This window comes from Nevskia sp. (assembly GCF_021732705.1).
In the GTDB taxonomy this organism is placed as follows: Bacteria; Pseudomonadota; Gammaproteobacteria; order Nevskiales; family Nevskiaceae; genus Nevskia.
Genome location: NZ_JAKFUM010000007.1, coordinates 449,811 through 476,031, shown reverse-complemented (window position 1 = coordinate 476,031; position 26,221 = coordinate 449,811). Strand labels below are relative to the sequence as shown.

Genomic DNA, 26,221 nt, shown 5'->3' with positions numbered 1-26,221 from the left:
CGCCGATCGTCGTGCCGGAAGGCATGACGCTGCCGGCGCCGTCCACCGCGCTGAAGGTGCCGGAAACCAAGGCCCAATCCCTGACCTACGGCTTCTACGCGCCGGACCCTGCGAACAAGAACAAGAAGCGCATCTACTGTCTTGATCAGCCGCCGCCGATCCCGCCATCGAGCGACGCAACCAAGTAAATCCGCCGCGATCGGTCGCGAATTCGCCTCGAATTCGCCTGAAACCGGCACAAGGCCGCGCCGATTTCGCTAGAATGCGCGGCCAAGCAGCACGACACGGAGAGGTGTCCGAGCGGTTGAAGGAGCACGCCTGGAAAGCGTGTATACGGGTCAAACCGTATCGCGGGTTCGAATCCCGCTCTCTCCGCCACACAAAACAAAAAGCCCCTTGAATGGGGCTTTTTGTTTTGTGCGACGGAAACATGAGAGCGGGATTCGAAGCGGCGGCAGCCGCTGGGGGTCGATCCCGGACGCCGGTAGGCAGCCTAGAAAGCCCGTAGCTCCTTGAATGGGGCTTTTTGTTTTGTGCGACGGAAACATGAGAGCGGGATTCGAAGCGGCGGCAGCCGCTGGAGGTCGATCCCGGACGCCGGTGTTCAGCCGGGAAAGCCCGTAGCCCCTTGAACGGGGCTTTTCGATTGGTGCGACGGAAACATGAGAGCGGGATTCGAAGCGGCGGCAGCCGCTGGGTGTCGATCCCGGACGCCGGTGTTCAGCCGGGAAAGCCCGTAGCCCCTTGAATGGGACTTTTTTGTTTTGTGCGACGGAAACATGAGAGCGGAATTCGAAGCGGCGGCAGCCGCTGGGGGTCGATCCCGGACGCCGGTGTTCAGCCGGGAAAGCCCGTAGCCCCTTGAATGGGGCTTTTTGATGGGTGCGACGGAAACATGAGCGCGGGATTCGAAGCGGCAGCAGCCGCTGGGGGGCGATCCCGGACGCCGGTGATCAGCCGGGAAGGCCTGTAGCCCCTTGAATGGGGCTTTTTGATGGGTGCGACGGAAACACGAGCGCGGGATTCGAAGCGGCGGTAGCAGACGGCAAGGTCCAGAACCCGATTCCGCCCCCGCCAATGGAAAAGCCGCTCGAAAAGCGGCTTTTCCGTGACGGCGCCTTCCAGCGTGGACTGCAGCTTCAGCCCGCCGGCCCGGCCTTCTCGTCCTTCAGGGCTTCGACCTGGATCTGCAAGGTCACCTTGCCGTCGGGGATGGCCTTGCCGACGCCGTAGCTGACGCCGAAATCGGTGCGGTCGAGTTCGGCGCTGGCGTCGGCACCGCAGACTTCGCGCTTGTAGAACGGGTGCGGGATGCACTTGAACTGGTTGACGGTCAGGCGCACCGGTTTGGTCACGCCATGCAGGGTCAGGTCGCCTTCGACGGCCTTCAGTTCGTCGCCGACGAACACGAGTTTGGTTGACTTGTAGGTCGCGGTCGGAAATTTCGGCACGTCGAAGATATCGGAGCCGCGGGCGTGCTCATTCATCTTGTCATGCCCGAAGTTGATCGAGCTCATGTCCATCAGAATCTCGACGCTGCCGGTCTTGGCGGCGCGGTCCAGCGTGAAAGTGCCGCTCGACTTGTCGATCTTGCCGCGCCAGAACGAGATGCCGCCGATGTGCGCGGCGGTGAAGCTCGGATACGTGTGGCTGGAGTCGATCGTGTAGGTGTCGACCGCCGCGTGCGCGCTGCCGGCGGCGCAGGCAAGGGCGGCTGCTGCCGCCAGAGATCGAACGGTACGGGCAATCTGAATATTCATCATGAGCAGGCTCCGTGTAGCGGGTTGTGTCCGGCGCTCTCCAGCGATCCGGCGGTGGATTCGGCGGTGAACGATGGTTGAGACGAGGCGACGAGCATAGCCGCAGTGTCGGCCGCGGATACAGCCGATGCCTGCCGTTCCGGCGCGGCATCCGGCGCGCGGCGGCGCCGCCGTCGAGCGTGCCGTTCCGGTTGATGCCTCTGGACAGCTTCGGGCCCGGCGGGCGAGCAACGGGCGTCTGCAGGGCTGCAGGTTGACGCATGACTGACGAATACTGACAATCGTCACATGCGCAGCGCCGCCATCACCCAGCCCGACATCCGTGACCGCATCCTGACCGAGGCGGAGCGCCTGTTCCGGTCGCTCGGCTACTCCAAGACCACGGTGGCCGATGTCGCCGAAGCCTGCGAAATGTCGCCGGCGAACGTCTACCGCTTCTTCGAAAGCAAGGCGGCGATCAACGAGGCGATCACCGAAGTGGTGCTCAACCGGATGGAAACGATGGCGCTCGGCATCGTCCGGGAATCACGCCCTGCCGCGGAGCGCCTGATGCGCCTGATCATGGAAAGCCATCGCTTCACCTGCGAGCAGTATCTCAACGAATCCCGTGTTCACGAGATCGTCGCGAAGGCCATGGACGAGCAGTGGGGCGTGATCGATGCCCACATCGAGCGGATTCGAGGCTGTTACCGGATGGTGATCGAAGATGGACTGCGCAACGGCGAATTCCATGCCGACGACCTCGAGGTCAGCTGCCAGTGCGTATTCAATGCGGTCATGCCGTTCTGTCATCCGCAGCTGGTGGCGGAGAAGTTCTCGCAGGATCGTGGCCGCCAGGCGGCCCTGATGGCGGCCTTTCTGGTCAAGGCCCTGTCGGCCAGGCCGGACTGAGCGACCGCGCGGGAGCGCGATGTCGTCAGACCGTCACTAACAAAAAACGCCAGTTCGTCATGTCGGAATGACGACGAGCCGGATGCCAAGCAGCGTGCAGGAGCAAGTGTGAAGATCGACCGCGTGTTGATGTCGACCGGGCTGTCCGCCGCGCTGGTGCTGGCCGGCTGCGGCAAGCCGCCGGCGCCCCCTGAGGAAATTCGTGCGGTGCGCACCGTCGTCGTCGAAGCCTCGCCGGTGTCGGGGCGGAACACCTACGCCGGCGAGATCCGGCCGCGTTTCGAATCGAACCTGGGCTTCCGCGTCGCCGGCAAGATCGAGCAACGCAAGGTGAATGTCGGTGATCGGGTCGCCAAGGGCGATCTGCTTCTGAAGCTCGACGCCCGCGATCTGGCCCTGACCGAAGCGTCCAGCCGCGCGACGGTGACCGCGCAGGAAGCGCAGTTCGCGGTCGAGAAGGCCGATTTCGATCGCTACGCCAAGCTGGTCGAGACCGGCTTCATCAGCGCCGCCGAGTTCGATCGCCAGAAGACCCGCTTCGCCGCCGCACAAGCGCAGCTGGAGTCGGTCCGCGCGCAGGCGCGGGTCAGCGGCAACCAGACCGGCTATGCCCAGCTCGCCGCAGATGCCGACGGCACCATTTCCGCGATCGAGGCGGAAGTCGGCCAGGTGGTGGCGGCCGGTCAGACCGTGATCCGGCTTGCGCACGCCGGTGCCATGGAAGTGGCGGCCGATGTGCCGGAGCAGCTGATCAAGGATCTCAAGACCGGCCAGCCAGTGCAGATCCTGATTTCGAGCCTGAGTGCCGAGCCGCTGCCGGGGCGCATCCGGGAACTGGCGGCGTCGGCCGATCCGGCCACGCGCACCTACAGCCTGCGAGCCACGATCGATGCGCCGCCGCCAGGCATGCGCCTCGGCATGACCGCCAGCATGCGCATTCCGAATGCATCGGCCCCGGCGCAGATCCACCTGCCGCTCGCGGCCTACGTCCAGCAGAACGGCGTGCACGGCGTCTGGGTGTTCGATCCTGCAGCCAGCGCGGTCGACTTCCGGCCGGTGAAGCTGATCGGCTTCGACGGCAATGAGGTGCTGATCGGCGATGGCGTGAAGGTTGGCGAACGGGTGGTGACGGCCGGCGCGCCGCTGCTGAGCGCGGGCCAGAAGGTGAAGCTCGCGACCGACGCGCCGGCTTCGTCCCGTTGAGCGCCCGGTCATGACGCAGGAACCGGCGAAGGGCGGCTTCAATCTGTCGCGCTGGGCGATCGAGCACGTCTCGTTCACCCGTTTCATGATCGTGCTGCTGATGGTCAGCGGCGTCTTTGCCTACCTGAACCTGGGTCAGCGCGAAGATCCGGATTTCACCTTCCGGATCATGGTGATCCGTACCTACTGGCCCGGTGCCACGGCGCTGCAGATGGAGCAGCAGGTTACCGACAAGATCGAGGAAAAGCTCGAGGAGACCCCCTTCCTCGACCGCACCCAGAGCTACTCCAAGCCGGGCGAGTCGCAGGTATTCGTGTTCGTGCGCGAGGACACGCCGCCGAAGGACGTGAAGAACGTCTGGTACCAGGTACGCAAGAAGGTCGGCGACATCGAGGGCAGCCTTCCGCAGGGCGTGCAGGGGCCGTTCTACAACGACGAATTCGGCGACACCTACATCGCCATGTACGCCTTCCGCGCCGAAGGCTTCACCTACACCGAGCTGAAGGATTATGTCGACGAGGCGCGCAAGGTGTTCGGCGCGGTGCCGGGCGTCGAGAAGGTCGATCTGCTCGGCGATCAGGTGCCGAAGATCTTCGTCGAGTTCTCGTACCGCAAGTTCGCCGAGCTGGGTCTGACCTTCCAGCAGATCGGCGAAGCGCTGCGCGGCCAGAACATCGTGGTGCCGTCCGGGCAGCTCAATACCGACGACCGCGCGATCTATGTTCGTGTCGGCGGCCAGTACGACTCGATCAAGGCGATCGAGGACACGCGCTTCCGGATCGGTCAGTCGACGTTCCGGCTCGGCGATTTCGCGACGGTCTACAAGGGTTACGAGGACCCGCCGCGAACCAAGATCCGGCACCGTGGACACGAGGCGATCGCGCTCGGCGTGGTGATGGAGAACAACGGCGACGTGCTGAAAGTCGGCGAGGCCCTGCGCACCTCGCTGGCCCGCCTGCGCGAGACCCATCCGATCGGCATCGAGGTCGCCCAGATCACCGATCAGCCGAAGGTGGTGGCGCATGCCGTCGGCGAGTTCGTGCAGTCGCTGGCGGAGGCCGTGGTCATCGTGCTGCTGGTCAGCTTCTTCAGCCTCGGACTGCGCACCGGCATGGTCGTGGCGCTGACCATTCCGTTCGTGCTCGGGGTGACGTTCCTCGCGATGGACTGGGCCGGCATCCAGCTGCAGAAGATTTCGCTCGGCGCGCTGGTGCTGGCGCTCGGCCTGCTGGTCGACGACGCGATGATCGCGGTCGAGATGATGGCGCGCAAGCTCGAAGAGGGCTACGACAAGCTCAAAGCGGCGTCGTTCGCGTACACCTCGACCGCGTTCCCGATGCTCACCGGCACGCTGATCACCGCGGCCGGCTTCCTGCCGGTCGGCTTCGCCAAGTCGGCGGCGGGCGAATACACGTTCTCGATCTTTGCGGTGGTCGGGATGTCGCTGCTGATCTCGTGGATCGCGTCGGTCTACGTCACGCCGTACCTCGGCATGTGGCTGCTGAAGGAGCGCCCCGCCGGCGAGCATCACGAGCTGTACGACACGCGCTTCTACCGGCGCCTGCGCGGCGTCATCGACTGGTGCGTCGAGCACCGCGTGATCGTGATCGCCGTCACCGGCCTGGCATTCGTGCTGGGCGTGGCGAGCTTCCGCTACATCCCGAAGCAGTTCTTTCCGGCCTCCACCCGCACCGAGCTGATGGTCGACCTGTGGCTGCCCGAAGGCTCGAGCTATGCCGCCACTGAAGCCGTGGCGCGCCGCTTCGAGGCGAAGCTGGCCGCCGACAGCGAAGTGATCGACTACGTGGCCTATGTCGGCACCGGCGCGCCGCGCTTCTATCTGGCGCTGGACCAGCAGCTGACGCATACCAACTTCACGCAGTTCATGGTCGTCGCGCGCGATTTCGACAGCCGCGACCATCTGATGGCGACGATGCGTCAATGGATGGCCGACGAGTTTCCGGAAGTGCGCGGCAGGGTTGATCCGCTGCCGAACGGCCCGCCAGTGGGCTGGCCGGTGCAGTTCCGCGTGCAGGGCCCGGATCCGGTCGTGGTGCGCGCGCTGGCCGATCAGGTCAAGGCCATTGTCAAGGCCAGTCCGCTGACCCGGAACGTGCACGACAACTGGCATGAGCCGATTCTGGTGATCAACGACCAGCTCGATCAGGACAAGCTGCGCGTGCTCGGCATCACCAGCGAGCAGGTCCGTGGCGCCGGCCAGACCATCCTCAGCGGCTCGGTGATCGGCACCTATCGCGAAGCCAACCGCAATGTCGAGATCATCGCCCGGCAGCCGCTCGATGAGCGCTCGAACATTGCCGATCTGGCCGATGCCTACATGCCGACGGCGAGCGGCAAGTCGGTGCCGTTCTCGCAGTTCGGCGTCGCGCAGCCCGCGTTCGAGCCGGGCGTGCTGTGGCGGCGCTCGCGCCTGCCGGCCATCACGATCCAGGCCGAGACCGTTCCGGGCCAGCAGGCGCCGGACGTGACCAATGCGATCGATCCGCAGCTCGACGCGCTGCGGGCGAGCCTGCCGGTCGGCTACGACATCCGCATTGCCGGCGCGCTGGAGCAGTCCAAGCTCGCCAATGATTCGATCAACGCCCAGATGCCGCTGATGGTGATCGCGATCCTGATGCTGCTGATGATCCAGCTTCAGCATTTCGGACGCACGCTGATGGTGCTGCTGACGGCGCCGCTCGGCATCATCGGCGCGGCGGCTGCGCTGCTGATCACGCAACTGCCGTTCGGCTTCGTCGCCCTGCTCGGTGTGATCGCGCTGGCCGGCATCATCATGCGCAACTCGGTGATCCTGGTCGATCAGATCGATCAGGACATCAAGGGCGGCCACGATCCGTGGACGGCCATCGTCGAATCGGCCGTGCGCCGCTTCCGGCCGATCGTCCTGACCGCGGCCGCTGCGGTGCTGGCGCTGATTCCGCTGGTGCGCAGTGCCTTCTTCGGGCCGATGGCCGCGGCGCTGATGGGCGGCCTGATCGTCGCCACCGTGCTGACGATGACCTTCCTGCCGGCGCTGTACGCGGCGTGGTTCCGCATCCGGCGGCCGTCGAGCTGGTAACGGCCAAGGTCGGCGCCGTCGCGCTTGCCGCATCGGAATCATTGGCCGATATTCGCGGTCCATCGAACGCGCGACCATGAAGTCGATCCGGCACCCGCACAGGCAGGCAACGATGAGCACGGCAGGCAGGACATTGCGGCTGATGGCGCTGGCGCTGCTGGCCGTGTCGTTCGCGGCCCGCGCCAACCATGCGGCGCGCGGCGTGCCGCTGAAGGCCGAGGAAGTCAGCTTCGCCGGTGCCACTGACGTGATCCGGCTGGCCGGCACGCTGACCCGGCCGGGCAATGTGCCGAAAGCGCAACGTCTGCCGGCCGTGGTGCTGATCCACGGCAGTGGCCCGAACGATCGCGACGAAACGCTGTACGGCCACAAGCCGTTCCTGACCTTGGCCGAGGCGTTCACGGCATCCGGCTACGCCGTGCTGCGCTACGACAAGCGCGGCGTCGGCGCTTCGAACGGCACGCCGAAGGGCGCGACCTTGATCGACTACGCCGCCGACGCCGAAGCCGCGTTCGATTACCTGAAATCCCGACCGGACATCGACGGCGCGCGCATCGGCCTGCTCGGTCACAGCGAGGGCGGCATGATCGCGCCGCTGATCGCCTCCCGCCGTGCCGATGTCGCCTGGCTGATCCTGCTCGCGCCGCCGACGGTCAACGGCCGCGAGATCGTGCAGTACCAGAACGCGCAGGGCGCGCTGGATCGCGGTGCCACCGAGAAGGCGGCGCTGGAAGCGGCCGATTCGGCCCGCGCCTTGTTCGACATCGTGACCAGCGACCTGCCGGAGACCGAGCGCGATGCCCGCCTGCTGGCCGCGCTTCGGCAGGTACGCGAGGCGCGGAATCTGCCGGAAGCGTTCGTCGAAGGACAGCGCAACACGCTGATGTCGAGTTGGTTTCGCCACATCCTGACCTATGATCCGGTGCCGGCGCTGCAGGCGGTGAAGCAGCCGGCGCTGGTGCTGTTCGCCGAGCGCGATCATCAGGTGCCGCCGTCGCTGAACGAGGGCCCGGCGCGTGCCGCGCTGGCCGGCAATCCAGCAGCCACCGTGCGCGTGCTGCCCGATTTGAATCACCTGTTCCTGATGACGCACTCCGGCGCTGTCACCGAATATCCGTACATCAAGGGCAGTCTCGGGCAAGGCCTGCTCGATGCGCTGCATGACTGGCTCGATCGCCGTGCCAGCCCCGAATCAAGCGCCCGAACTCCTTCCTGACCATCCTGAACCCCGCCATGACCCAACTGAAGAACTCCGTCGTCTGGATCACCGGCGCCTCCAGCGGCATCGGCGAAGCGCTCACCCTGCAGGCCGCTCAGGCGGGCGCGAAGCTGATCCTCACCTCGCGCCGCGAATCGGAGCTCGAACGCGTGCGCCAGGCCACCGGCGTGCCGGACCGCGTGGCCGTGCTGCCGCTGGACCTCACCGCGTTCGATGCCGATGACGCCGTGCGCCGCGCCGAAGCCTGCTTCGGCCCGATCGACATCCTCGTCAACAACGCCGGCTGGTCCCAGCGCAGCAAGCTCGTCGATACCTCGATGTCGGTCTACCGCCAGCTGATGGAACTGGATTACTTCGCGCCCGTGGCCCTGACCCGCGCGATCGTGCCGGGCATGCAGAAGCGCAAGCGCGGCCATCTGGTGATGATTTCGAGCGTTGCCGGGCTGATCGGCGCGCCGATGCGTACCGGCTACTGCGCCGCCAAGCACGCGCTGGCCGGCTTCAGCGAAGCCACGCGCGCCGAGCTGTGGCGCGACGGGCTCAAGGTGTCGGTGGTCTACCCGGGCTATGTCCGCACGCAGATCGCGATCAACGCGCTCGAAGGCGACGGCAGCGCCCACGGCGTGATGGACCCGCTGACCGATGAAGGCATCAGCCCGGAAGACTGCGCCGAGGACATCTGGGATGGCATCGCCGACAACGAAGAAGAGATCTTCATGGGCGGCAAGGAGCTGATGTACGTGCGCCTGAAGCGCTACGCGCCGAAGGTCTTTTCGTTCGCGCTGAAGCGGGCGCGCAAGGTCACCTGAGCGCCGGCGCGTCGCCGACGGTTCAGGCAGCCGGTTCAGGCCGGGGGCTGCGGGTCGTTGAACAGCAGGTTGGTGTTGACCTCGTACTTCGTGGCGAGGCCTTCGAGGAATTTCGCCAGCGGCCGCAGGTTCGCCACCGTCAGGTCGACCTGGGCGATGTCGTCGTTGTCGCCGACGAAATTCAGCCGCACGACGGTGCCGTCGTTCGAGATCTGATCGGACACGGTCTTCAGGTTGATGCTCAATTCCACGGGTGACTCCAGTGGCGTCGGGCGATCAGGCCGGCGACGCGGGCAGTAGGGATGCGGCTCGGGCTCAGAGCCGCGCCAGCAGTTCGGTGACGCGCTTCTCGGCCCAGCTTTCCAGCGCGAAATTCTCGATGAAGCCGCAATGACCGCCACGTTTCGGGGCATCGTAAGCAATGACCGAGCCGCGCGCGCCCAGGCCTTCGAAATCGGCGATCGGGATCACCGTGTCGTCTTGTGCCGTCAGCACCGCCAGTGGCGACGGCGAACCCATCAGCATCGGGGGCGTCAGCGTGTAGGTCGCCAGATATTCCTCGAGCGTGTCGTACTCGGTGTGATCCTGCACGAAGCGCCGCGTGATCTCGACGAAGCTCGTGTAGCGCTGCAGGTCGCGGAAATCGTACAGACCCGGCCAGGCCTCGGCCTTGGCATCGAGCGTCTTGCGCCACTTGTCGAGGAAGTAGCGCTTGAACACGGTCGGACCGTTGTCGATCGCGCGCAAGGTCGCACCGGGATCGATCGATGGCGAAATGCCGATCGACAGCAGCGGTGTCACGCCCGCCGCGGGCCCGAGCAGGCCCACGCGCAGCGCGAAATTGCCGCCGAGCGAAAAGCCGATCACCGCAAGCCTGGCATTGCCATCCAGCGCCTGTACCGCCTTGATCGCGTTCAGCACTTCGGCGATTCGCGCGGAGTGGAAGAGCTTCTCGTTCAGGCCATGGGTGCCGGCGTGATCGCGCAGGTTCAGCCGGAACACGTTCCAGCCGTCCTCGAACACCTGGCAGGCCATCGAGTACAGGTACGTTGAATCGTGGCTGCCTTCCCAGCCGTGGATCAGCACCACCAGCCCGCGCGGTTCGCGGCTGGCCGGCTGCCGCGAATGCATGCCGGTGAGCCGAACGCCGTCGCCGCAATCCAGCAAATGCTGGCGAGCCACGGCCTCCATGACGCTGCCGAGCTTCTGCCAGCGGCGCTTCACCGGCCGCTTCGTCGCCAGCACCGTCTGGATCAATTGCGGCGCCAGCAGCGCGTTCGGACGGAACGCACGCGGGCTGTCGCCGGGCGGCAGCGTGTTCATGCGCGGCCGAGCAGACGGGCGAGCGTGCCTTCGTAGACCGCGCTCAGCGCATCGAGATCGACCACGCGCACATGCTCGTCGACCTTGTGGATCGAATCGTTGACCGGGCCGATCTCGACCACTTCCGCGCCCATCGGCGCGATGAAGCGGGCATCGGACGTGCCGCCGCCGGTGAACAAGGTCGGCACGAGGCCGGTCACGTCGTGGATCGCCGCCTTCGCCGCTTCGATCAACGCCCCTTGCCGAGTCAAAAACGGCAGGCCGCTGAGCCACCAGTCGGCGTCATAGCGCAGCCCGTGGCGATCCAGCACCTCGTGCACGCGCGCTTTCAGGCTGTCCGCAGTCGATTCGGTGCAGTAGCGGAAGTTGAAGACCAGATCGATCACGCCCGGAATGACGTTGTTGGCACCGGTGCCGGCGTGGATGTTCGACACCTGGAACGAGGTTGGCGGGAAATGCGCGTTGCCGCGATCCCATTCGATCGCCACCAGTTCCGCCAGCGCCGGCGCCAAGCGGTGGATCGGGTTGTCCGCCTTCAGCGGGTAGGCCACATGTCCCTGCTTGCCATGCACGCGCAGGTTGCAGCCGAGTGAGCCGCGCCGACCGATGGTGATGCGATCCCCGAACACGCGGTCGCCAGTCGCTTCGCCGACGATCGCGTAATCCGGCTGGATGCCGCGCGCCTTCAGCACCTCCACCACGTACTTGGTGCCGTGCTGCGCCACACCTTCCTCGTCGCTCGTGATCAGGAAGGCGAGGGTGCCGGTCAGCGGCCCCTTCGCCAGCAGCCGCTCCACCGCGCAGACCATCGCGGCCAGCCCGCTCTTCATGTCGGCCGCCCCGCGCCCGTAGAGCACGCCATCGCGGATTTCCGGCACGAACGGATCGCTCGCCCACGACGCCATCGGCCCCGGCGGCACGACATCGGTATGTCCGGCCAACACGAACAGCGGCGCGCCGCTGCCGAACGTCGCCCACAGATTGGTGATGCCTTCCGAATTCAGCCACTCGATCGTGAACCCGAGCGCGGCCAGGCGGTCCGCCATCAATTGGCAGCAGCCGGCGTCATCAGGCGTCAGCGAACGCCGCGCGATCAGCTCACGCGTCAGGTCCAGCACCGGGGAACTGCGGAAATCGTCGGCCATGGGGGCAGGGGAAAAGTCAGAGATTCGTGATTTTACCGGCTGATGGGTTTTCCAGTTGGGGCCACATGCGAACGCGCTCCGCATGAAGGGCGACCGGCCGCGGTCGGGCCGGTGCGATGACATCCGGCTTTTCATTGATGCCAACCGCTGTAACTTGTGAAAAACCTTTTTGGAATCTGGCGCTGCACAGCGCGATAGCCCTTTGTCGCTGTGCGGAGGCATCCGCTGTTGCGATGCTGCTTGAATGCAGCGGCTGATGCGCAGAAAGTCTTTTTTAATGCGGCTCCATGCTGGGATCATCAGCGACTTCGCGTGATCCCAGCTTCACCGACGTGTCACCAATCAACACCCGCTACCATCGCGTATCGCGTCTGCAACAATCAACTGCTGCGTGTCGCCGGTCCGTTCCTGTCCCGAGTCATTTCGAGTAGTCCATGTCAGATCAGCGAAACGTCCTCAAAGCGCTCACTTGGCGGGATTCGGTAAAGAGCAGATATCTGTTCATGTACAAGACCGGCTTGATCGCAAAACTACTGCGTAAAAATTTCATAAAATTTTCAATTCTCTTTGGTCTATTTCTGGTGGTCGGCCAAATAGCATTGCACTTCAATGGCAGGCAGACATCGGACCTGCTTAAGCTTTTCCTGCTGATCGCGGCGGGTGGTCTTTTATTGTCGATAGCCGATCTGTGCGCGTTTTTCAGTTCTGGTGCATTCCGAATAAATCGTGGTTTTTTGTGCATCGGCTCGAAGTTCTTCCCGCTCGAAACTGTTCAACTCCCTGAGACGGGCGGTTACGCGGAAGATGGCATCACGTTTCTTTTGGTCGAGATTCGGGATATTGGTGCAGTGAGGCTTGGGTTTCCCGACGCAAGTGATGTTTCCGTGTTCAAGGCAGCTTTCGAATCACGATGAAAAATCACAGTGCCACGCTATCAATTCACCGATTAGTTAAGCGCGAGACACCACGCCACTACTTTGTTCCAAAAATCCGATCCCCCGCATCCCCCAGTCCCGGCACGATGTAGCCGTGATCATTCAGCCCTTGGTCGATGGCGGCGGTGTAAACCGGCACGTCAGGGTGGTTGTCGTGGAAGTTCTTCAGGCCTTCGGGGCAGGTCAGCAGGCAGACGAAGCGGATTGATTTCGGCTTCGTTTCCTTCAAGCGATCCACTGCAGCAATCGCGCTATTGCCGGTCGCGAGCATCGGGTCCAGCACGATGGCGTCGCGGTCTTTCATGCCGGATGGCATCTTGAAGTAGTACTCGATGGCGCCAAGCGTTTTCGGATCGCGGTACAGGCCGATGTGGCCGACTCTTGCGCCGGGCACGACCGAGCGCATGCCGGACAGGAAGCCGAGACCGGCGCGGAGGATCGGCACCAGCACGATCTTCTTGCCGTCGATCAGGCGTGATTGCATCGTCGCCAGAGGCGTTTCGATCTCAACCGTATGCATCGGCATGTCGCGGGTGATCTCGTAGGCCATCAGGGTCGAGAGTTCGTCGAGCAGGCGGGTGAAGCTGTTGACGCTGGCGCTCTTCTTCCGCATCAGGGTCAGTTTGTGCTGCACCAGCGGGTGGTCGATCAGGTGAACGATGCCGGCCATGTCAGGAGTCCGTGAGAGGTTACGGGAGGTTGCGGAGGGGATCAGAAAACGGTGCCATCGCTGGCGATGTCGAGTGGCGGGCGGCCGTCGCGAAGGTCTGCGGCGTAGACGCGGCCGGCGGCCCAGGTGCCGCCTTCGAGCACGCAGGCCAGCGGCAGATCATCGGCGCTGCGGTCGAGCTTGGTCCGTACGCGCTCGGCGATCTGATCGATCAGGGCGACGGTCAGCGCACGCCATTCGACGATCAGTTCATCGCCTGCGGTGTACTGGCGCGTGGCGAACGCAGGATCGCGCAGCGTGATGACGCCGGCATCCAGCAGCAGGCCGCCGTTGCGGTACTCGGGCAAGCCGGTCAGTGCGTCGCGGCCGGTGATGGCGATGCCGGCCCATTCGAATGGTTCGAACAGCGAATAGACCAGCCACTGGCTGAGCTTGTGGAAGGGCATCCATCCAGCCGTGAGGTCATCGCCACCGGCCTGCGGATGGCGCCAAGCGTCACCGAGCGCTACACCATCGAGCGTATTGCCGGCGAGCCAGATATCGCTCGTGTGATCGAGCAGGGCGCGCAGCAGCTCGGCGGCGGCGATTTCGCGCAGCGCACCGTGGACGGTGGCCAGATCGAACAGGCCGCCCGGTCGTGCCGACATGCCGAACGCCTGCGGACGTTCGACCAAGGCGCGGCCGAAGCGTCGCAGCAGTTCCGCGCGGCCTTCGAGGCCGACGAGGGGATTTCCGGCGTCAACCTGAAACAGGCGCGCCAGAGCCGCGGCATCCAGCTTCTGCAGCGCGACACCATCGACCTGCAGCGGCTGCGCTGGATCGGACGAGAAGGCCCCGGCCACGAACGCGCGGAAGCTCGCCACGCCGAGCCCCTCCGAACGGTTGTAGGTGTTGGCACCCTCGCGATACGACCAGTCGGCACCCGCGCCGGCATCCAGCAGCACGCTGATGATGGCGAGATCGATGCGGCTGCGGGCTTGCGCGGCAACGTCGAGCCCGGCGAGGGCCACACTCAGTTCTGCAGCGCGATCGATGCCGCCGGCTTCGAAGTGGCGCCATCGGCTGTGGTACGGAATCGCCAAGGTCGGATAGCGGGCGAGGGTGACGTCGACCACGCGCTGCGCGGCGACATCCAGCCGCGATTCGTCCAGCAGAAACCACGGCGAATCACGGGCCGCAACGTACGCGGTGATGCGCTGGGCACGCGCCCGGATCGTCGCCGGATCGCGCAGCAACGCTACCTCAGCGCTCACAGATCGCGTCCCTTCACTTCGAGCAGCTTGTCGGCATCGATCAAGGCGCCGTCGCTGAAGTAGCCGGCAGCCATCTTGGCTTCGATCTCGACCCGGGCATCGGCCGGAATCAGGTCATCCGGCAGCTTCACGCGCTCGCCGACTTCGATTCCGCTGCCAGTGATCGCGTCGTACTTCATGTTGCTCATCGATACCAGGCGATGAATCTTGCGGATGCCGAGCCAGTGCAGCACATCAGGCATCAGCTCCTGAAAACGCATGTCCTGTACGCCTGCGACGCATTCGGTGCGCAGGAAGTACTTGTCGGCGCGATCGCCGCCTTCCTGCCGCTTGCGGGCGTTGTAGACGAGGAACTTGGTCACTTCGCCAAGCGCCCGGCCTTCCTTGCGCGAGTAGACGATCAGGCCGACGCCGTCGAGACCGCCGGCCTCGGCCGGCTGCGCGCCGCGTATGCATTCCTCGATCGCGTGGGTCAGGTACGGGCGGCAGGTGCAGATGTCGGAGCCGAACACGTCGGAGCCGTTGCATTCGTCGTGAACGCGGCAGGTCAGCGAGAGGTTGGTGTCCGCCAGCGCTTCGGGTTCGCCGAAGATGTAGGCGGTCTGCCCGCCGATCGGCGGCAGGAACACTTCGAGATCGCTGCGCGTCACGAGTTCCGGATACATGCCGCCGGTTTCCTCGAACAGGGCGCGGCGCAGCGCGTTTTCCTCGACGTCGAAGCGTTTGGCCACTCCCGGCAGCCACCAGACCGGCTCCAGTGCCACCTTGGTGACGACGGCGGAGCCATCGTCGAGCAGGATTTTGCCGTCCGGCTTCAGGCGGCCAGTGCGGATGGCATCGCGGATCTCGGGCAGATCGATATGGGCCTTGGTCACGGCGATCGTCGGCCGAAGGTCGAAGCCTTGCTCGATCTGCTCGCGATAGACCTCGGCGACGATCGCGCCGAACGGGTCGAGCGAGACGATGTGCTCGGTGCCGAACCACTGCGGATGCGGACCGATGCGATCGGTCGGCAGGGTGTTGGTCAGATCGGCGCGATGGCCCTTGGTCAGCGTTTTCGCGGCCACGGCCAGCGCCCGGTAGACGCCGTACGAGCCACTGTGCGAACCGATGACGTTGCGCTGCAGGCGGTTGGTCGTGGTGCCGACCAGCGGCCCGCGCTCCAGTGGATCGGCCGCGCCCCAGTGAATCGTCAGCAGCTCGGCATCGGCGACCGGCGGATGAGAAGTCAGGCGGATGTGACGGGCTTTTTCCGGGCCGTTTTCAGCTGACATCGAGACTCCCCTGTTGTGCGCGTGGGCGCCGGCTGCCGGGCCGGTGCTGGCTGTTCTGTCCTGATCGTGATCGAACGCTGCAGGCTTTGCGAGATGCGCGAGCAGCTTCCATGCCGATCATGCGCAGAAACGCCGACAACGCAAGCGGGAACCCGGATAATCAAGGCAACCGACCGGATAGCCCGATGGACGCCGATTCCCAGATCACCTCGATTGCCCACGTCATCCAGTTGGCCGTCGCACCCGTGTTCCTGCTGACCGGTGTCGCGGCATTCATTGGCGTGATCTCGAACCGGCTGGGCCGCATCGTCGACCGGGCCCGGCAGCTCGAAGCCAGCATTCACGGCACGCCGCGCGATCGGGCGATCGAGATTCACAACGCGCTGCGCAATCTGGCGAAGCGGGCGCGGCTGGCAAACCGCGCACTGAGCCTGTGCGTGGCCTGCGCCGTGCTGATCTGCAGCGACATCGTCGTGCTGTTCGTCGGCACGCTGGCGGGCGAACGCTTCGGCGGGGCCGTGGCCGTGGTTTTCGTGCTGGCGATGCTGTCGCTGATCGCGGCCCTGCTGCTGTTCCTGCGCGAGGTCTATCTGGCGACGCGCTTCCTGCGGATTGGTGTGCCGGAGCCGGCGGTGGATGCCGCTGCCGCCTCGACGCCGCCAACCTGAACCGTCCGGGCCCACCACCTGCGGACGGCTGCGCGCATAAAAAAAGCGGCGAGGGAATCGCCGCTTTCTTGATGCTGACCGTTTCGCCGCGCGGGGCGATCCGGCTTACGCGTCGCGCAGCAGGGCGTTGATGCCGACCTTCGAGCGCGTCTGCGCATCGACGGTCTTCACGATCACCGCGCAGTTGATGCTGTAGCGCCCGCCGTCGCGCGGCAGCGAGCCGGCCACCACGACCGAGCCGGCCGGCACGCGGCCGTAGCTGACGGTGTTGTTCTCGCGGTCATAGATCGGCGTCGACTGGCCGATGAACACGCCCATCGAGATCACCGCGCCCTTTTCGACGACGACACCTTCGACGATTTCCGAGCGCGCGCCGATGAAGCAGTCGTCCTCGATGATCGTGGGAGCAGCCTGCAGCGGTTCCAGCACGCCGCCGATGCCGACACCGCCGGACAGATGGACGTTGGCACCGATCTGCGCACAGGAGCCGACGGTGGCCCAGGTATCGACCATCGTGCCGCGGCCGACATAGCCGCCGATGTTGACGAAGCTCGGCATCAGGATCGCGCCCGGCGCGATGTAGGCGCCGCGGCGAACCGACGCCGGCGGGACGATGCGCGCGCCCTGCGCCTTGAAGCGCTCGGCGGTCCAGCCGTCGTACTTCAGCGGCACCTTGTCGTAGCCCTGAAGCGCGCCCATCGCCATCGGCACGTTGTCGTGCAGGCGGAAGTACAGCAGCACGGCTTTCTTCAGCCAGTCATTGACGTGCCAACCGCTTGCGGTCGGTTCGGCCACGCGCGCGGCACCCGTGTCCAGCAGTTCGATCGCGGCTTCGACGGCGGCGCCCACCGCCTTGTCACTGGCATCCAGCGACGTGCGGCGTTCCCAGGCGTTCTCGACGATCGCCTGCAATTCGGTGTTGTTCACTTCGGGGTCTCTCTGCTTTCTGGTTGTTCTTATTTGTGGCTGCTTTCGGCGTTGCTGAGCGTGCGGGTCAGCACTTCGCGCAGTTCGTCGAGCAGCTTGTCGCTGGTGATCGGCTGATGCTGGCGATCGGTGATGTAGAACACGTCTTCGGCGCGCTCGCCGATGGTCGCGATCTTCGCGGCGTCGAGCAGGATGCCGCGCTTGTGGAACACGCGGCCGATCAGCGACAGCAGGCCGGGCTGGTCGGCCGTCACCAGTTCCAGGATGGTCCGCCGGCGCGCGCTGTCCTGGCTGAAATGGATGTTGGTCGGCGTGTCGAAGTGGCGCAGCCGGGTCGGGCGGCGACGATTGACATCGACCACCGAGATCGCCGGATCGCCGAGCACCCGGCGCAGCGCATCGCCGATTTCCTCGAAGCGATGCAGGTTCTCGATCGGTGATCCGTCGCCTTCGAGCACGACGAACGAATCGAGCGCGAAGCCATCGGCCGAGGTGTTGATGCGGGCGTCGAGAATGTTCAGGCCGAGCTTCGCAAGCACACCGGTCGACAGTCCGAACAGGTGGTCACGGTCGCGCATGTAGACGAAGACCGTGGTGCCGCGACCGTCGAGGGTCTTGACCAGCACCAGCGGCAGATCGGAATCGGTGCTGTGGGCGATGGCATCGAGATGCCAGACCAGTTCCGCCGGCGAATGGCGCAGGAAATAGTCGGCGTCGAACCGACCCCAGATGCTGTCGGTCAGCGCGCCGTCGATGTGGCTGGCAGCCGGCAATGCATATGCGGCGCGGCGCTGTTCGGCGACTCTTTCGGCAGTCGTCTGGGGGTTGTCGAGGCCGCGATCGAACGCCCGCTTGGTCGAGTGGTACAGCTCGCGCAGCAGGCTTTCGCGCCACGAATTCCACAGCGCCGGATTGGTCGCGCGGATGTCGGACACGGTCAGCATCAGCAGATAGTCGAGCCGCGAGCGATCGCCGACCTTCTGGGCGAACGCGCTGACGATTTCCGGATCGGAAATGTCCTGGCGCTGCGCCGTCAGCGACATCAGCAGGTGGTTGCGCACCAGCCAGCAGACCAGATCCGCGTCGGCATGCGACAGCCCGTGGGCCAGACAGAACTTCTCGGCTTCGTGGGCGCCGGTCTCGGAGTGATCCCCGCCGGAACCCTTGCCCAGATCATGGAACAGACCGGCGACGAACAGCAGGTCCGGACGCGGCACCTTGGCCATGACGTCGCTGAAGAACGGCAGCTCGTGGCGGAAACGCTCCATCGCCAGCCGCCGCAGGTTGCGCACGAGGCGCAGCGTGTGTTCGTCGACGGTCAGCGTGTGGAACAGGTCGTACTGCATGTGGCCGATGATCTGGCCGAACACCGGCAGATAGCGGCCGAGCACGCCGTAGCGATTCATCCGGCGCAGCGCCCGGGTCAGTCCCGGCTCGTTGAACATGCCGATGAACAGCGAGCGGGCACGGACATCGGCGCGCACGCTGTCGTCGATCAGCCGACGATCGCGACGGATCAGCCGCAGGGTGCCGGTGGTGATGCCTTCGATCTTCGGATGCTGCTGCATCAGCGTGAAGATCTCGATCAGCGCCGATGGCGCTTTCTGGAACACGTCGTCCGATCGCGCCTCGATGTACTGATTGCGGATCTGGAAGCGCGAGTTCAGCGCCTTCGATTCGGCATCGCGACCCTTGCCGAGGATCGCCTCCTCGAACAGCTGCAGCAGCATGTCGTTGAGGCAGGACAGCGACGAGATCGTGCGGTAGTACAGCTGCATGAACTGCTCGACCGCGCGGTTTCGATCGGCGTCCTCGTAACCGAACAGTGTGGCGATCTTGTTCTGGTGATCGAACAGCAGCCGGTCCTCGTGGCGGCCGGTGATCATGTGCAGCGCGAAACGCACGCGCCACAGGAAATCCTGGCCGGCGAACAGTTCGTCGCACTCGGTCTTGGTCAGGAAGCCGCGCTCGCGCAGCTCGGTCAGGCTCGACGCGCCGAAGTGGCGCTTCGCGACCCAGGCCACGGTGTGGATGTCGCGCAGGCCGCCAGGGCTTTCCTTGACGTTCGGTTCGAGCTTGTAGGCGCTGTCGTCGTACTTGGCATGACGAGCCTGCTGCTCGGCCACCTTGGCGCGGAAGAAGGTATCGACCGGCCACATCGCGTCCGGCTTCATCGCTTCGTTCAGCGCGCTGAACAGCGACAGGTCACCGATCAGCGGCCGGGCTTCGGTCAGGTTGGTGATGACGGTGACATCGCTCGACGCCAGTTCCGCGCACTGGCCGACGGTGCGCACGGCGGAGCCGACATCGAGGCCGATGTCCCACAGGAACGCGAAAAAGTTCTCGAGTCGCGACTTGGCCGCTTCGAGCTCGGCCTCGTCGTACAGCACGAGGAGGTCGATGTCCGACGCCGGCAGCAGCTCGCCTCGGCCGTAGCCACCGACTGCGATCAGTGCGAGGCCGGTCGACGCCTGCGGCAGGAACTGGGTCCAGGCTTCGCGCAGCACTTCGTCGACGAGGTGGGCGCGGGCATGGACCAGCGAATCGGCCGGCGTGCCTTCGTGAAAAAGGCCGACCAGGCGTTCGCGGCCCCAGGCCAGCGTGTTGCGGAACGCGGCGACCGGCTTGCCGCCATCGGCGCGCAGGCGGCTGCGGACGCGGCGCGCCGAAAAGACCGCAACGCTGTCGTCTTCGCTGAGATCGATCTCGGCGCCCACGTCAGGCGATCTCGCCTTCGCGCAGCGTCAGGATCTCGTAACCGGTTTCGGTCACCAGCACCGTGTGCTCCCACTGCGCGGACAGCGAGTGGTCCTTGGTGACCACCGTCCAGCCATCCGGCAGCAGCTTCACTTCGGCGCGGCCGGCATTGAGCATCGGCTCGATCGTGAAGGTCATGCCCGGCAGCAGTTCCATGCCGGTGCCTGGGCGGCCGTAGTGAACGACCTGCGGGTCTTCGTGGAAGATCCGCCCGATGCCGTGGCCGCAGTAGTCGCGCACGATCGAGTAGCCCTTCGCTTCGGCCACGGCCTGCACGGCAGCGCCGATGTCGCCGAGACGGGCTCCCGGTCGCACCTTGCGGATGCCGGCCAGCATCGCCTCTCGCGTGGTTTCGGTCAGGCGCTTGGCGAGGATCGTCGGCTCGCCGATGTAGAACATCTGACTGGTGTCGCCGTGCCAGCCGTCCTTGATCACGGTGACGTCGATGTTGACGACGTCGCCGCGCTTCAGCGCCTTGTTCGCCGGAATGCCGTGGCAGACCACGTGGTTGACCGACGTGCAGACCGATTTCGGGAACGGCGCGCGGCCGTTGCCGCCGCCATAACCGAGCGGCGCCGGCACGCACTTGAGGTCGTTGACGATGTAATCGTGGCAGAGGCGATCGATTTCCTCGGTCGTGATGCCGACCTTGACGTGCTGGGCGATCATCGTCAGCACCGAGGCCGCCGCCTTGCCGGCGAGGCGCATGCCTTCGCGCTCTTCCGGATTCTTGATGGTTACCGACATTATTGTTTGGGAAGCCTGCAGCGGGTGGGGGCGGGCGGCATCGCGCGCCGGGCCCGCGCCCATGGTGGGGGACGGCACCGCGTTGCGAGTGGTCAGCACAAGCGCCGTATGGTATAAAGCGCGCCGCCGCAAGGCAATGACGCAGCGGAAACGCGTTTTTCGCGCCTTCCGTTGCCTACACCATCCGCGCTCGTCCCTGGGTGTTCCGGGCCTGTCAACAGGCTCTGGATTCCTCGATGCGCGGTCAGCCCAACCCAAGGAGATTGCACCATGTCGTCGATTACCATGCGTCAGCTGCTGGAAGCGGGCGTCCATTTCGGACACCGCACCCGCTACTGGAACCCGAAGATGGAGTCCTACATCTTCGGCGACCGCAACAAGATTCACATCATCAACCTCGAAAGCACGCTGCCGCTGCTGAAGGATGCCTGCAACTTCGCCGGCAAGCTGGCCGCCAATGGTGGCCGCATCCTGTTCGTAGGCACCAAGCGTGCCGCCCGTGATGCGATCCGCGACGAAGCCGTGCGCGCCGGCATGCCGCACGTCAGCCAGCGCTGGCTCGGCGGCACGCTGACCAACTTCAAGACCATCAAGGGCTCGATCAAGCGCCTCCACGAGATGGAAAAGCAGATCACCGACGGCACGATCAACCGCCTGTCGAAGAAGGAACAGTTGCTGTTCACCCGCGAGCTGGAAAAGCTGCAGCGCTCGCTCGGCGGCATCAAGGACATGCCGGCGCTGCCGGATGCCCTGTTCATCATTGACACCGGCTACGAAAAGATCGCTGTCTCGGAAGCCAAGAAGCTCGGCATCCCGGTCATCGCCGTGGTCGACACCAACAACAACCCGGACGGCATCGACTGCGTGATTCCGGGCAATGACGACGCCATCCGCGCGATCAAGGTCTACGCCCAGTGCATCGCCGACGCGATCATCGAAGGCCGTGGCACCAACACCGTCAACGTCCGTGCCGAGGAATTCGCCACCGCCGGTGACGACGAGGCCGCGCCGGCCCGTCCGCGCCGTCCGCGCACCGGCAAGCCGACCGGCCGCGGCGAGCGCGCCGACGCCTGATCGGCGGCACGCAGCACGCTGTGCCGACGACGGCAGACTGAAAGGTCTGCCGTCGTCGCTTGCATCACCGGTTCTGCGCGGTTCGCTGCGGCAGGACCCGGTTGGCCCGGTCCGGCGGACGCTTCCGCCATCGCGCTGACCCAATCCGTCCGTATGGTTGCTGGCTGACCGTACATCTTTCACCCCTAATTCAGGTTGACCGGACATGAGCACCCCCATCACTGCTGCCCTCGTCAAAGAACTCCGCGACCGCACCGGCGCCGGCATGAGCGACTGCCAGAAGGCGCTGAAGGCGACTGACGGCAATGTCGACGCCGCCGCCGAAAAGCTGCGCATCGACGGCATGGCCAAGGCCGACAAGAAGGGCAGCCGCACGGCTGCCGAAGGCGTGATCTCGATCGCCGTCGGTGACGACGCCATCGTGCTGGTCGAAACCAACAGCGAAACCGACTTCGTGTCGAAGGGCGACGACTTCAAGGCGCTCGGCGAAGCTGCCGCCAAGGCGGCGCTGGTGGCCCGTCCGAAGACGCTGGCTGACCTGCTGGCGCTGACCACCGCCGAAGGCAAGACCATCGAAGAAGTCCGTCGCAGCCTGGTCGCCACGATCGGCGAAAACATCACCGTGCGCCGCTTCGAGATCATCGAAAAGGCCGCCGGTGCGATCGGCTATTACCTGCACGGCACCAAGATCGGTGCGGTCGTGGCGCTCAGCGCCGGCGATGCCGAACTGGCACGCGATCTCGCGATGCATGTCGCCGCCAGCGCCCCGCGTTTCGTCGATGCCTCGCAGGTGTCGGCCGACGTGATCGACGCCGAAAAGCGCGTGATCGAAGCCTCGATGGCGCAGGAGCAGGCCGAAGCCCAGACCGAATCCGAGCGCCTCGGCGGCCTGCTGAAGGAAATGGATGCCGAGAAGGCCAACGGCGTCTACGACGGCCTGGATGCCGAAGCCAAGAAGAACTGGGACGAGGACTACGCCAGCATCAAGAAGAAGTTCGGCGGCGGCTACCGTCCGAAGCCGGCCGACATCCTGGCCAAGATGGCCACCGGCAAGATCGCCAAGTTCGTCAACGACATCACGCTGGTCGGCCAGCCGTTCGTGAAGAACCCGGACGAGACCGTCGAGAAGCTGCTGAAGTCGAAGAACGCCGGCGTTGCCCGTTTCGTCCGCCTCGCCGTCGGCGAAGGCATCGAGAAAAAGACCACGGACTTCGCGGCCGAAGTCGCCGCGGCCACGCAGATTTGAGCGTGGTTCTCAGGTAAAGTAGTGCGATTCGAGGCCCCGGAAACGGGGCCTCTTTCTAACTGCCATCCTCGGTTTCGCGCGGGCCATTTGTCACTGCAAATGCCTGAATTCATTCCGCAAAGCGTGCACGCGGGCCCGGCGATCCCCAGCTGATTGACTCGGAGCCCCCTCATTGAATCAACAGCCCGCTGCTGAATCCGGCGCCAAGCCCGCCTACAAGCGCATTCTCCTGAAGCTGTCCGGCGAAGCCCTGATGGGCGACCTCGGATTCGGCATCTCGCCGGACGTGATGGGTTTCCTCGCCAAGGAACTCAAGGGCATCGTCGACATGGGCGTGCAGGTCGCGCTCGTCGTCGGTGGCGGCAACATCTTCCGCGGCGAAGGCTTGGCCCGTGCCGGCATGGACCGCGTGACCGGCGACCAGATGGGCATGCTGGCCACCGTGATCAACGCGCTGGCGATCCAGGATGCGATCGAGCGCGTCGGTCTCGAAGCTCGCGTGCAGTCGGCGATCCGGATCAACGAGGTCTGCGAGGACTTCATTCGGCGCAAGGCGATCCGTCATCTCGAGAAGGGCCGTGTGCTGGTGTTCGCTGCCGGCACCGGCAATCCGTTCTTCACCACCGATTCGGCCGCCGCGCTGCGCGCGATCGAGATTTCGGCCGACCTGATGCTCAAGGCGACGAAGGTCGACGGCATCTACACCGCGGATCCGAAGAAAGACCCGAACGCGACCCGCTACGACGAGCTGACCTACGACGAAGCGCTCGACCGTCGCCTCGGGGTGATGGACCAGACCGCGCTCGTGCTGTGCCGCGATCACAAGATCCGGCTGCGGGTGTACGACATGGACCGCCCGAACGCGCTGCACCGGATCGTCAGCGGCGACAGCTCGCTGGGGACGCTGGTTCGCGTCTGATCGGCAAGCGAACGCGCGGAATCTGAACGGATTTCCGCAGGATTTGCACGAAAAGCGCACGCTGCCGTGCGAAAGTGGTACCGAAAAATGGCTCAGGCCAGTTGAGAGACCGGATTCCGATGATCGAAGACATCAAGAAAGACGCCACGACCCGCATGCAGAAGACGGTCGATGGCTTGAAGCAGTCGTTCACCAAGCTCCGCACCGGTCGCGCGTCGACGGCGATCCTCGACCATGTCCGCGTCGACTATTACGGCTCCGAATCGCCGCTGTCGCAGGTCGCCAGCGTCGTCGTCGAAGACGCCCGCACGATCTCGATCGCGCCGTGGGATCGCAACATGATCGGTGCGATCGAGAAGGCCATCCTCGCGTCCGATCTCGGCATCACGCCGAACACGGCCGGCACGACGATCCGCATCAACATGCCGCCGCTGACCGAAGAACGCCGCAAGGATCTGGTCAAGGTGGTGAAGGGCGAAACCGAGAACGCGCGCGTCGCGATCCGCAGCGTTCGCCGCGACGCCAACCAGTCGATCAAGGAACTGGCGAAGGAAAAGATCATCACAGCGGATGAGGAAAAGGGCGCCGAGGCGGCCATCCAGAAGCTCACCGACCAGTTCGTCGCCAAAGCCGATGAAGTGATGGCGGCGAAGGAAAAAGAGCTGCTGTCGGTCTGATCCAGACCGACCGACGTCATGACCCAGAACCTGCCGAAGTTGCCCGACGATCGGATTCCGGCGCATGTCGCCGTGATCATGGATGGCAACGGCCGCTGGGCGCGGCAACGCCTCAGGCCGCGCGCCTTCGGCCATCAGGCCGGCGTCAAGGCGGCGCGGCGCATCGTCCGCGCCTGTCATCAGCATGGCGTGAAGGCGCTGACGCTGTTCGCGTTCAGCCAGGAGAACTGGCAGCGTCCACCGCTCGAAGTCACCCTGCTGATGCGGCTGTTCGTGCGTACCTTGTCGCGTGAAATCAACAGCCTGCACAAGAACGGCGTGCGCATCCGCTTCATCGGCGATCACCGCGATTTCGCCCCCGAGTTGCGCGCGCTGATGGCGGACGCCGCGGCGCTGACCGAAGCAAACACCGGTCTGACCTTGGTCGTCGCTGCCGGTTACGGTGGTCAGTGGGACATTGCGCAGGCCGCTGCCAGCCTGTGCCGCGACGGCCTGCCGATCACGCCGCAGGCGATTGAATCACGGCTGGCAGTGGCCGATCTGCCGCATCCGGATCTGCTGATCCGCACCGGCGGCGAGAAGCGCCTGTCGAACTTTCTGATGTGGCAGCTGGCGTACACCGAACTGCATCTGGTCGACATGCTGTGGCCGGATTTCGACGAATCGGCATTCTCGGAGGCGCTGGCCTGGTACGCCGGCCGCGAGCGGCGCTTCGGCCGCGTGCCGGAAGCGAGCTAGTGGCAGACGGTTCGATTCGCGCGCCACGACTCGGGGCGGGACGCTAGGTGCTCAGGCAGCGGGTCATCACCGCGCTGATCCTGCTGCCGATGATCCTCGGGCCGATCCTCTGGTTTCCGACGCCGGCCCTGTTTGTGTTTCTGTCCGCCGTCGGCCTGATCGCCGCTTGGGAATGGACGGCGTTGATGGGGCTGACGCAGACGGCTTCGCGCGCCGCCTATCTCGGGCTGATCGCATTGCTGCTGGCGGGTGCGGGTTTCCTCGAAGTGCATTTCGCGCTCGGTTACGCCGTGCTGATGGTCGGGGCGCTGTGGTGGGGCATGGCGCTGAGCCTGGTCGCCGGGTATCCGATCAACTTCAAGTATCGGCCGTGGGGTCTCGTCCGCTTTTCGCTGGCCGGTGTCGTGATGATCGTGCCGGCCGTGCTGGGGCTCGCGATGCTGCACGGCAGCCTGAGCGGGCTCGAACGCCCCGGCTACAACGGTATTGCCCGGCTGTTCTTCATGTTCGCCATGGTCTGGATGGCGGATATCGGCGCCTATTTCGCGGGTCGCCGCTTCGGCAAGCGCAAGCTGGCGCCGGATGTCAGCCCGGGGAAGACCATCGAAGGCGCGATCGGCGGTTTCATCGCCTCGATGTCGATGGTCGCCGCCGCGCCGTGGGTGTTCGGCTTCGGCCGCTTCGACTGGCTGCCGCTGTTGCTGTTGTGCGCGCTGGTCGTGGTCGCCTCGGTGATCGGAGACCTGACCGAAAGCCTGTTCAAGCGCCATCGCGGCGTCAAGGACAGCGGCACGCTGCTGCCCGGTCATGGCGGTATTCTCGACCGGATCGACAGCGTGCTCGCCGCGGCCCCGGTACTGGCGCTCGGGCTGGTGCTGCTCGGCATCTGATGCCATTCCGGATGAAC

At 65.1% G+C, this 26,221-nt stretch carries 24 protein-coding genes and 1 tRNA gene; 15 read left to right on the top strand and 10 right to left on the bottom strand.

The features are described 5' to 3' along the window. Both QZ951_RS09400 and QZ951_RS09395 read left to right on the top strand, forming a co-directional pair. Window positions 1-188 (top strand): hypothetical protein (locus QZ951_RS09400; RefSeq protein WP_293000287.1); only part of this gene is annotated, 188 nt, incomplete at its 5' end. Window positions 189-286: 98 nt separating this feature from the next. Then, window positions 287-378 (top strand) — tRNA-Ser (locus QZ951_RS09395). 761 nt (window positions 379-1,139) lie between these two features. On the opposite strand, the gene QZ951_RS09390 is transcribed toward QZ951_RS09395, so the two are convergent. Further along, on the bottom strand, window positions 1,140-1,760 hold the full coding sequence (locus QZ951_RS09390) for a YceI family protein (RefSeq protein WP_366943855.1): 621 nt from the start codon (window positions 1,758-1,760) through the stop codon (window positions 1,140-1,142). Between the two features lie 288 nt (window positions 1,761-2,048). Here QZ951_RS09390 and QZ951_RS09385 point away from each other — a divergent pair, with 288 nt between their 5' ends. From QZ951_RS09385 to QZ951_RS09365, 5 genes are all read left to right on the top strand, one after another. Then, entirely contained in the window at window positions 2,049-2,651 is a 603-nt protein-coding gene (locus tag QZ951_RS09385) for a TetR family transcriptional regulator (RefSeq protein WP_293000285.1), read from the top strand. 108 nt (window positions 2,652-2,759) lie between these two features. Beyond that, window positions 2,760-3,854 (top strand): efflux RND transporter periplasmic adaptor subunit, encoded by a 1,095-nt coding sequence (locus QZ951_RS09380; RefSeq protein WP_293000284.1) that lies wholly within the window; start codon window positions 2,760-2,762, stop codon window positions 3,852-3,854. Window positions 3,855-3,864: 10 nt separating this feature from the next. Beyond that, the gene (locus QZ951_RS09375; RefSeq protein ID WP_293000283.1) at window positions 3,865-6,933 is read left to right on the top strand and encodes an efflux RND transporter permease subunit; all 3,069 of its coding nucleotides are present in this window, start codon (window positions 3,865-3,867) and stop codon (window positions 6,931-6,933) included. A 112-nt stretch (window positions 6,934-7,045) separates the two neighbouring features. Beyond that, window positions 7,046-8,149 (top strand): S9 family peptidase, encoded by a 1,104-nt coding sequence (locus QZ951_RS09370; RefSeq protein ID WP_293000282.1) that lies wholly within the window; start codon window positions 7,046-7,048, stop codon window positions 8,147-8,149. 17 nt (window positions 8,150-8,166) lie between these two features. Beyond that, window positions 8,167-8,961 carry an SDR family oxidoreductase gene (locus QZ951_RS09365; RefSeq protein ID WP_293000281.1) on the top strand — a complete coding sequence of 265 codons (795 nt, stop codon included), beginning with the start codon at window positions 8,167-8,169 and terminating at the stop codon, window positions 8,959-8,961. A 35-nt stretch (window positions 8,962-8,996) separates the two neighbouring features. Here QZ951_RS09365 and QZ951_RS09360 read toward each other — a convergent pair whose 3' ends face one another. From QZ951_RS09360 to dapE, 3 genes are all read right to left on the bottom strand, one after another. Beyond that, window positions 8,997-9,212 carry a hypothetical protein gene (locus QZ951_RS09360; RefSeq protein WP_293000280.1) on the bottom strand — a complete coding sequence of 72 codons (216 nt, stop codon included), beginning with the start codon at window positions 9,210-9,212 and terminating at the stop codon, window positions 8,997-8,999. Window positions 9,213-9,276: 64 nt separating this feature from the next. Continuing rightward, window positions 9,277-10,284: an alpha/beta fold hydrolase gene (locus QZ951_RS09355; protein WP_293000279.1), complete on the bottom strand. Its 1,008-nt coding sequence runs from the start codon at window positions 10,282-10,284 to the stop codon at window positions 9,277-9,279. After that, window positions 10,281-11,429 (bottom strand): succinyl-diaminopimelate desuccinylase, encoded by a 1,149-nt coding sequence (dapE, locus tag QZ951_RS09350; RefSeq protein ID WP_293000278.1) that lies wholly within the window; start codon window positions 11,427-11,429, stop codon window positions 10,281-10,283. The genes QZ951_RS09355 and dapE overlap by 4 nt, the downstream gene beginning before the upstream one ends. A gap of 503 nt (window positions 11,430-11,932) precedes the next feature. On the opposite strand from dapE, the gene QZ951_RS09345 reads away from it, so the two are divergent. Then, window positions 11,933-12,343 carry a hypothetical protein gene (locus tag QZ951_RS09345; protein ID WP_293000277.1) on the top strand — a complete coding sequence of 137 codons (411 nt, stop codon included), beginning with the start codon at window positions 11,933-11,935 and terminating at the stop codon, window positions 12,341-12,343. Window positions 12,344-12,401: 58 nt separating this feature from the next. On the opposite strand, the gene upp is transcribed toward QZ951_RS09345, so the two are convergent. From upp to QZ951_RS09330, 3 genes are read right to left on the bottom strand one after another with little or no spacing between them, the layout of a single operon-like run. Next, the gene (upp, locus tag QZ951_RS09340) at window positions 12,402-13,034 is read right to left on the bottom strand and encodes a uracil phosphoribosyltransferase (protein ID WP_293000276.1); all 633 of its coding nucleotides are present in this window, start codon (window positions 13,032-13,034) and stop codon (window positions 12,402-12,404) included. 41 nt (window positions 13,035-13,075) lie between these two features. After that, window positions 13,076-14,287 carry a URC4/urg3 family protein gene (locus QZ951_RS09335; RefSeq protein ID WP_293000275.1) on the bottom strand — a complete coding sequence of 404 codons (1,212 nt, stop codon included), beginning with the start codon at window positions 14,285-14,287 and terminating at the stop codon, window positions 13,076-13,078. Continuing rightward, window positions 14,284-15,561, bottom strand: a complete 1,278-nt coding sequence (locus tag QZ951_RS09330) for a GTP cyclohydrolase II (protein ID WP_293000274.1) — start codon at window positions 15,559-15,561, stop codon at window positions 14,284-14,286. The genes QZ951_RS09335 and QZ951_RS09330 overlap by 4 nt, the downstream gene beginning before the upstream one ends. Before the next feature lie 185 nt (window positions 15,562-15,746). On the opposite strand from QZ951_RS09330, the gene QZ951_RS09325 reads away from it, so the two are divergent. Continuing rightward, on the top strand, window positions 15,747-16,229 hold the full coding sequence (locus QZ951_RS09325; protein WP_293000273.1) for a DUF2721 domain-containing protein: 483 nt from the start codon (window positions 15,747-15,749) through the stop codon (window positions 16,227-16,229). A gap of 105 nt (window positions 16,230-16,334) precedes the next feature. Here QZ951_RS09325 and dapD read toward each other — a convergent pair whose 3' ends face one another. The 3 genes from dapD to map are packed head-to-tail and all read right to left on the bottom strand — an operon-like array spanning window position 16,335 to window position 20,660. Then, on the bottom strand, window positions 16,335-17,156 hold the full coding sequence (dapD, locus tag QZ951_RS09320; protein WP_293000272.1) for a 2,3,4,5-tetrahydropyridine-2,6-dicarboxylate N-succinyltransferase: 822 nt from the start codon (window positions 17,154-17,156) through the stop codon (window positions 16,335-16,337). Between the two features lie 29 nt (window positions 17,157-17,185). Next, window positions 17,186-19,873, bottom strand: a complete 2,688-nt coding sequence (gene glnD / locus QZ951_RS09315; RefSeq protein WP_293000271.1) for a [protein-PII] uridylyltransferase — start codon at window positions 19,871-19,873, stop codon at window positions 17,186-17,188. Window position 19,874: 1 nt separating this feature from the next. Beyond that, window positions 19,875-20,660, bottom strand: a complete 786-nt coding sequence (gene map / locus QZ951_RS09310) for a type I methionyl aminopeptidase (RefSeq protein ID WP_293000270.1) — start codon at window positions 20,658-20,660, stop codon at window positions 19,875-19,877. A 270-nt stretch (window positions 20,661-20,930) separates the two neighbouring features. On the opposite strand from map, the gene rpsB reads away from it, so the two are divergent. The 6 genes from rpsB (at window position 20,931) to QZ951_RS09280 (ending at window position 26,204) form a co-directional block, all read left to right on the top strand. Then, the gene (gene rpsB, locus QZ951_RS09305; RefSeq protein ID WP_293000269.1) at window positions 20,931-21,734 is read left to right on the top strand and encodes a 30S ribosomal protein S2; all 804 of its coding nucleotides are present in this window, start codon (window positions 20,931-20,933) and stop codon (window positions 21,732-21,734) included. A 205-nt stretch (window positions 21,735-21,939) separates the two neighbouring features. After that, window positions 21,940-22,980, top strand: a complete 1,041-nt coding sequence (gene tsf, locus QZ951_RS09300) for a translation elongation factor Ts (RefSeq protein WP_293000268.1) — start codon at window positions 21,940-21,942, stop codon at window positions 22,978-22,980. 172 nt (window positions 22,981-23,152) lie between these two features. Then, entirely contained in the window at window positions 23,153-23,899 is a 747-nt protein-coding gene (gene pyrH / locus QZ951_RS09295) for a UMP kinase (RefSeq protein ID WP_293000267.1), read from the top strand. A 119-nt stretch (window positions 23,900-24,018) separates the two neighbouring features. Beyond that, window positions 24,019-24,576 carry a ribosome recycling factor gene (frr, locus tag QZ951_RS09290; protein ID WP_293000266.1) on the top strand — a complete coding sequence of 186 codons (558 nt, stop codon included), beginning with the start codon at window positions 24,019-24,021 and terminating at the stop codon, window positions 24,574-24,576. A gap of 18 nt (window positions 24,577-24,594) precedes the next feature. Continuing rightward, window positions 24,595-25,314 (top strand): polyprenyl diphosphate synthase, encoded by a 720-nt coding sequence (gene uppS, locus QZ951_RS09285; protein WP_293000264.1) that lies wholly within the window; start codon window positions 24,595-24,597, stop codon window positions 25,312-25,314. A gap of 47 nt (window positions 25,315-25,361) precedes the next feature. Then, entirely contained in the window at window positions 25,362-26,204 is an 843-nt protein-coding gene (locus QZ951_RS09280; protein WP_293000263.1) for a phosphatidate cytidylyltransferase, read from the top strand. The last annotated feature ends 17 nt before the right edge of the window (window positions 26,205-26,221 follow it).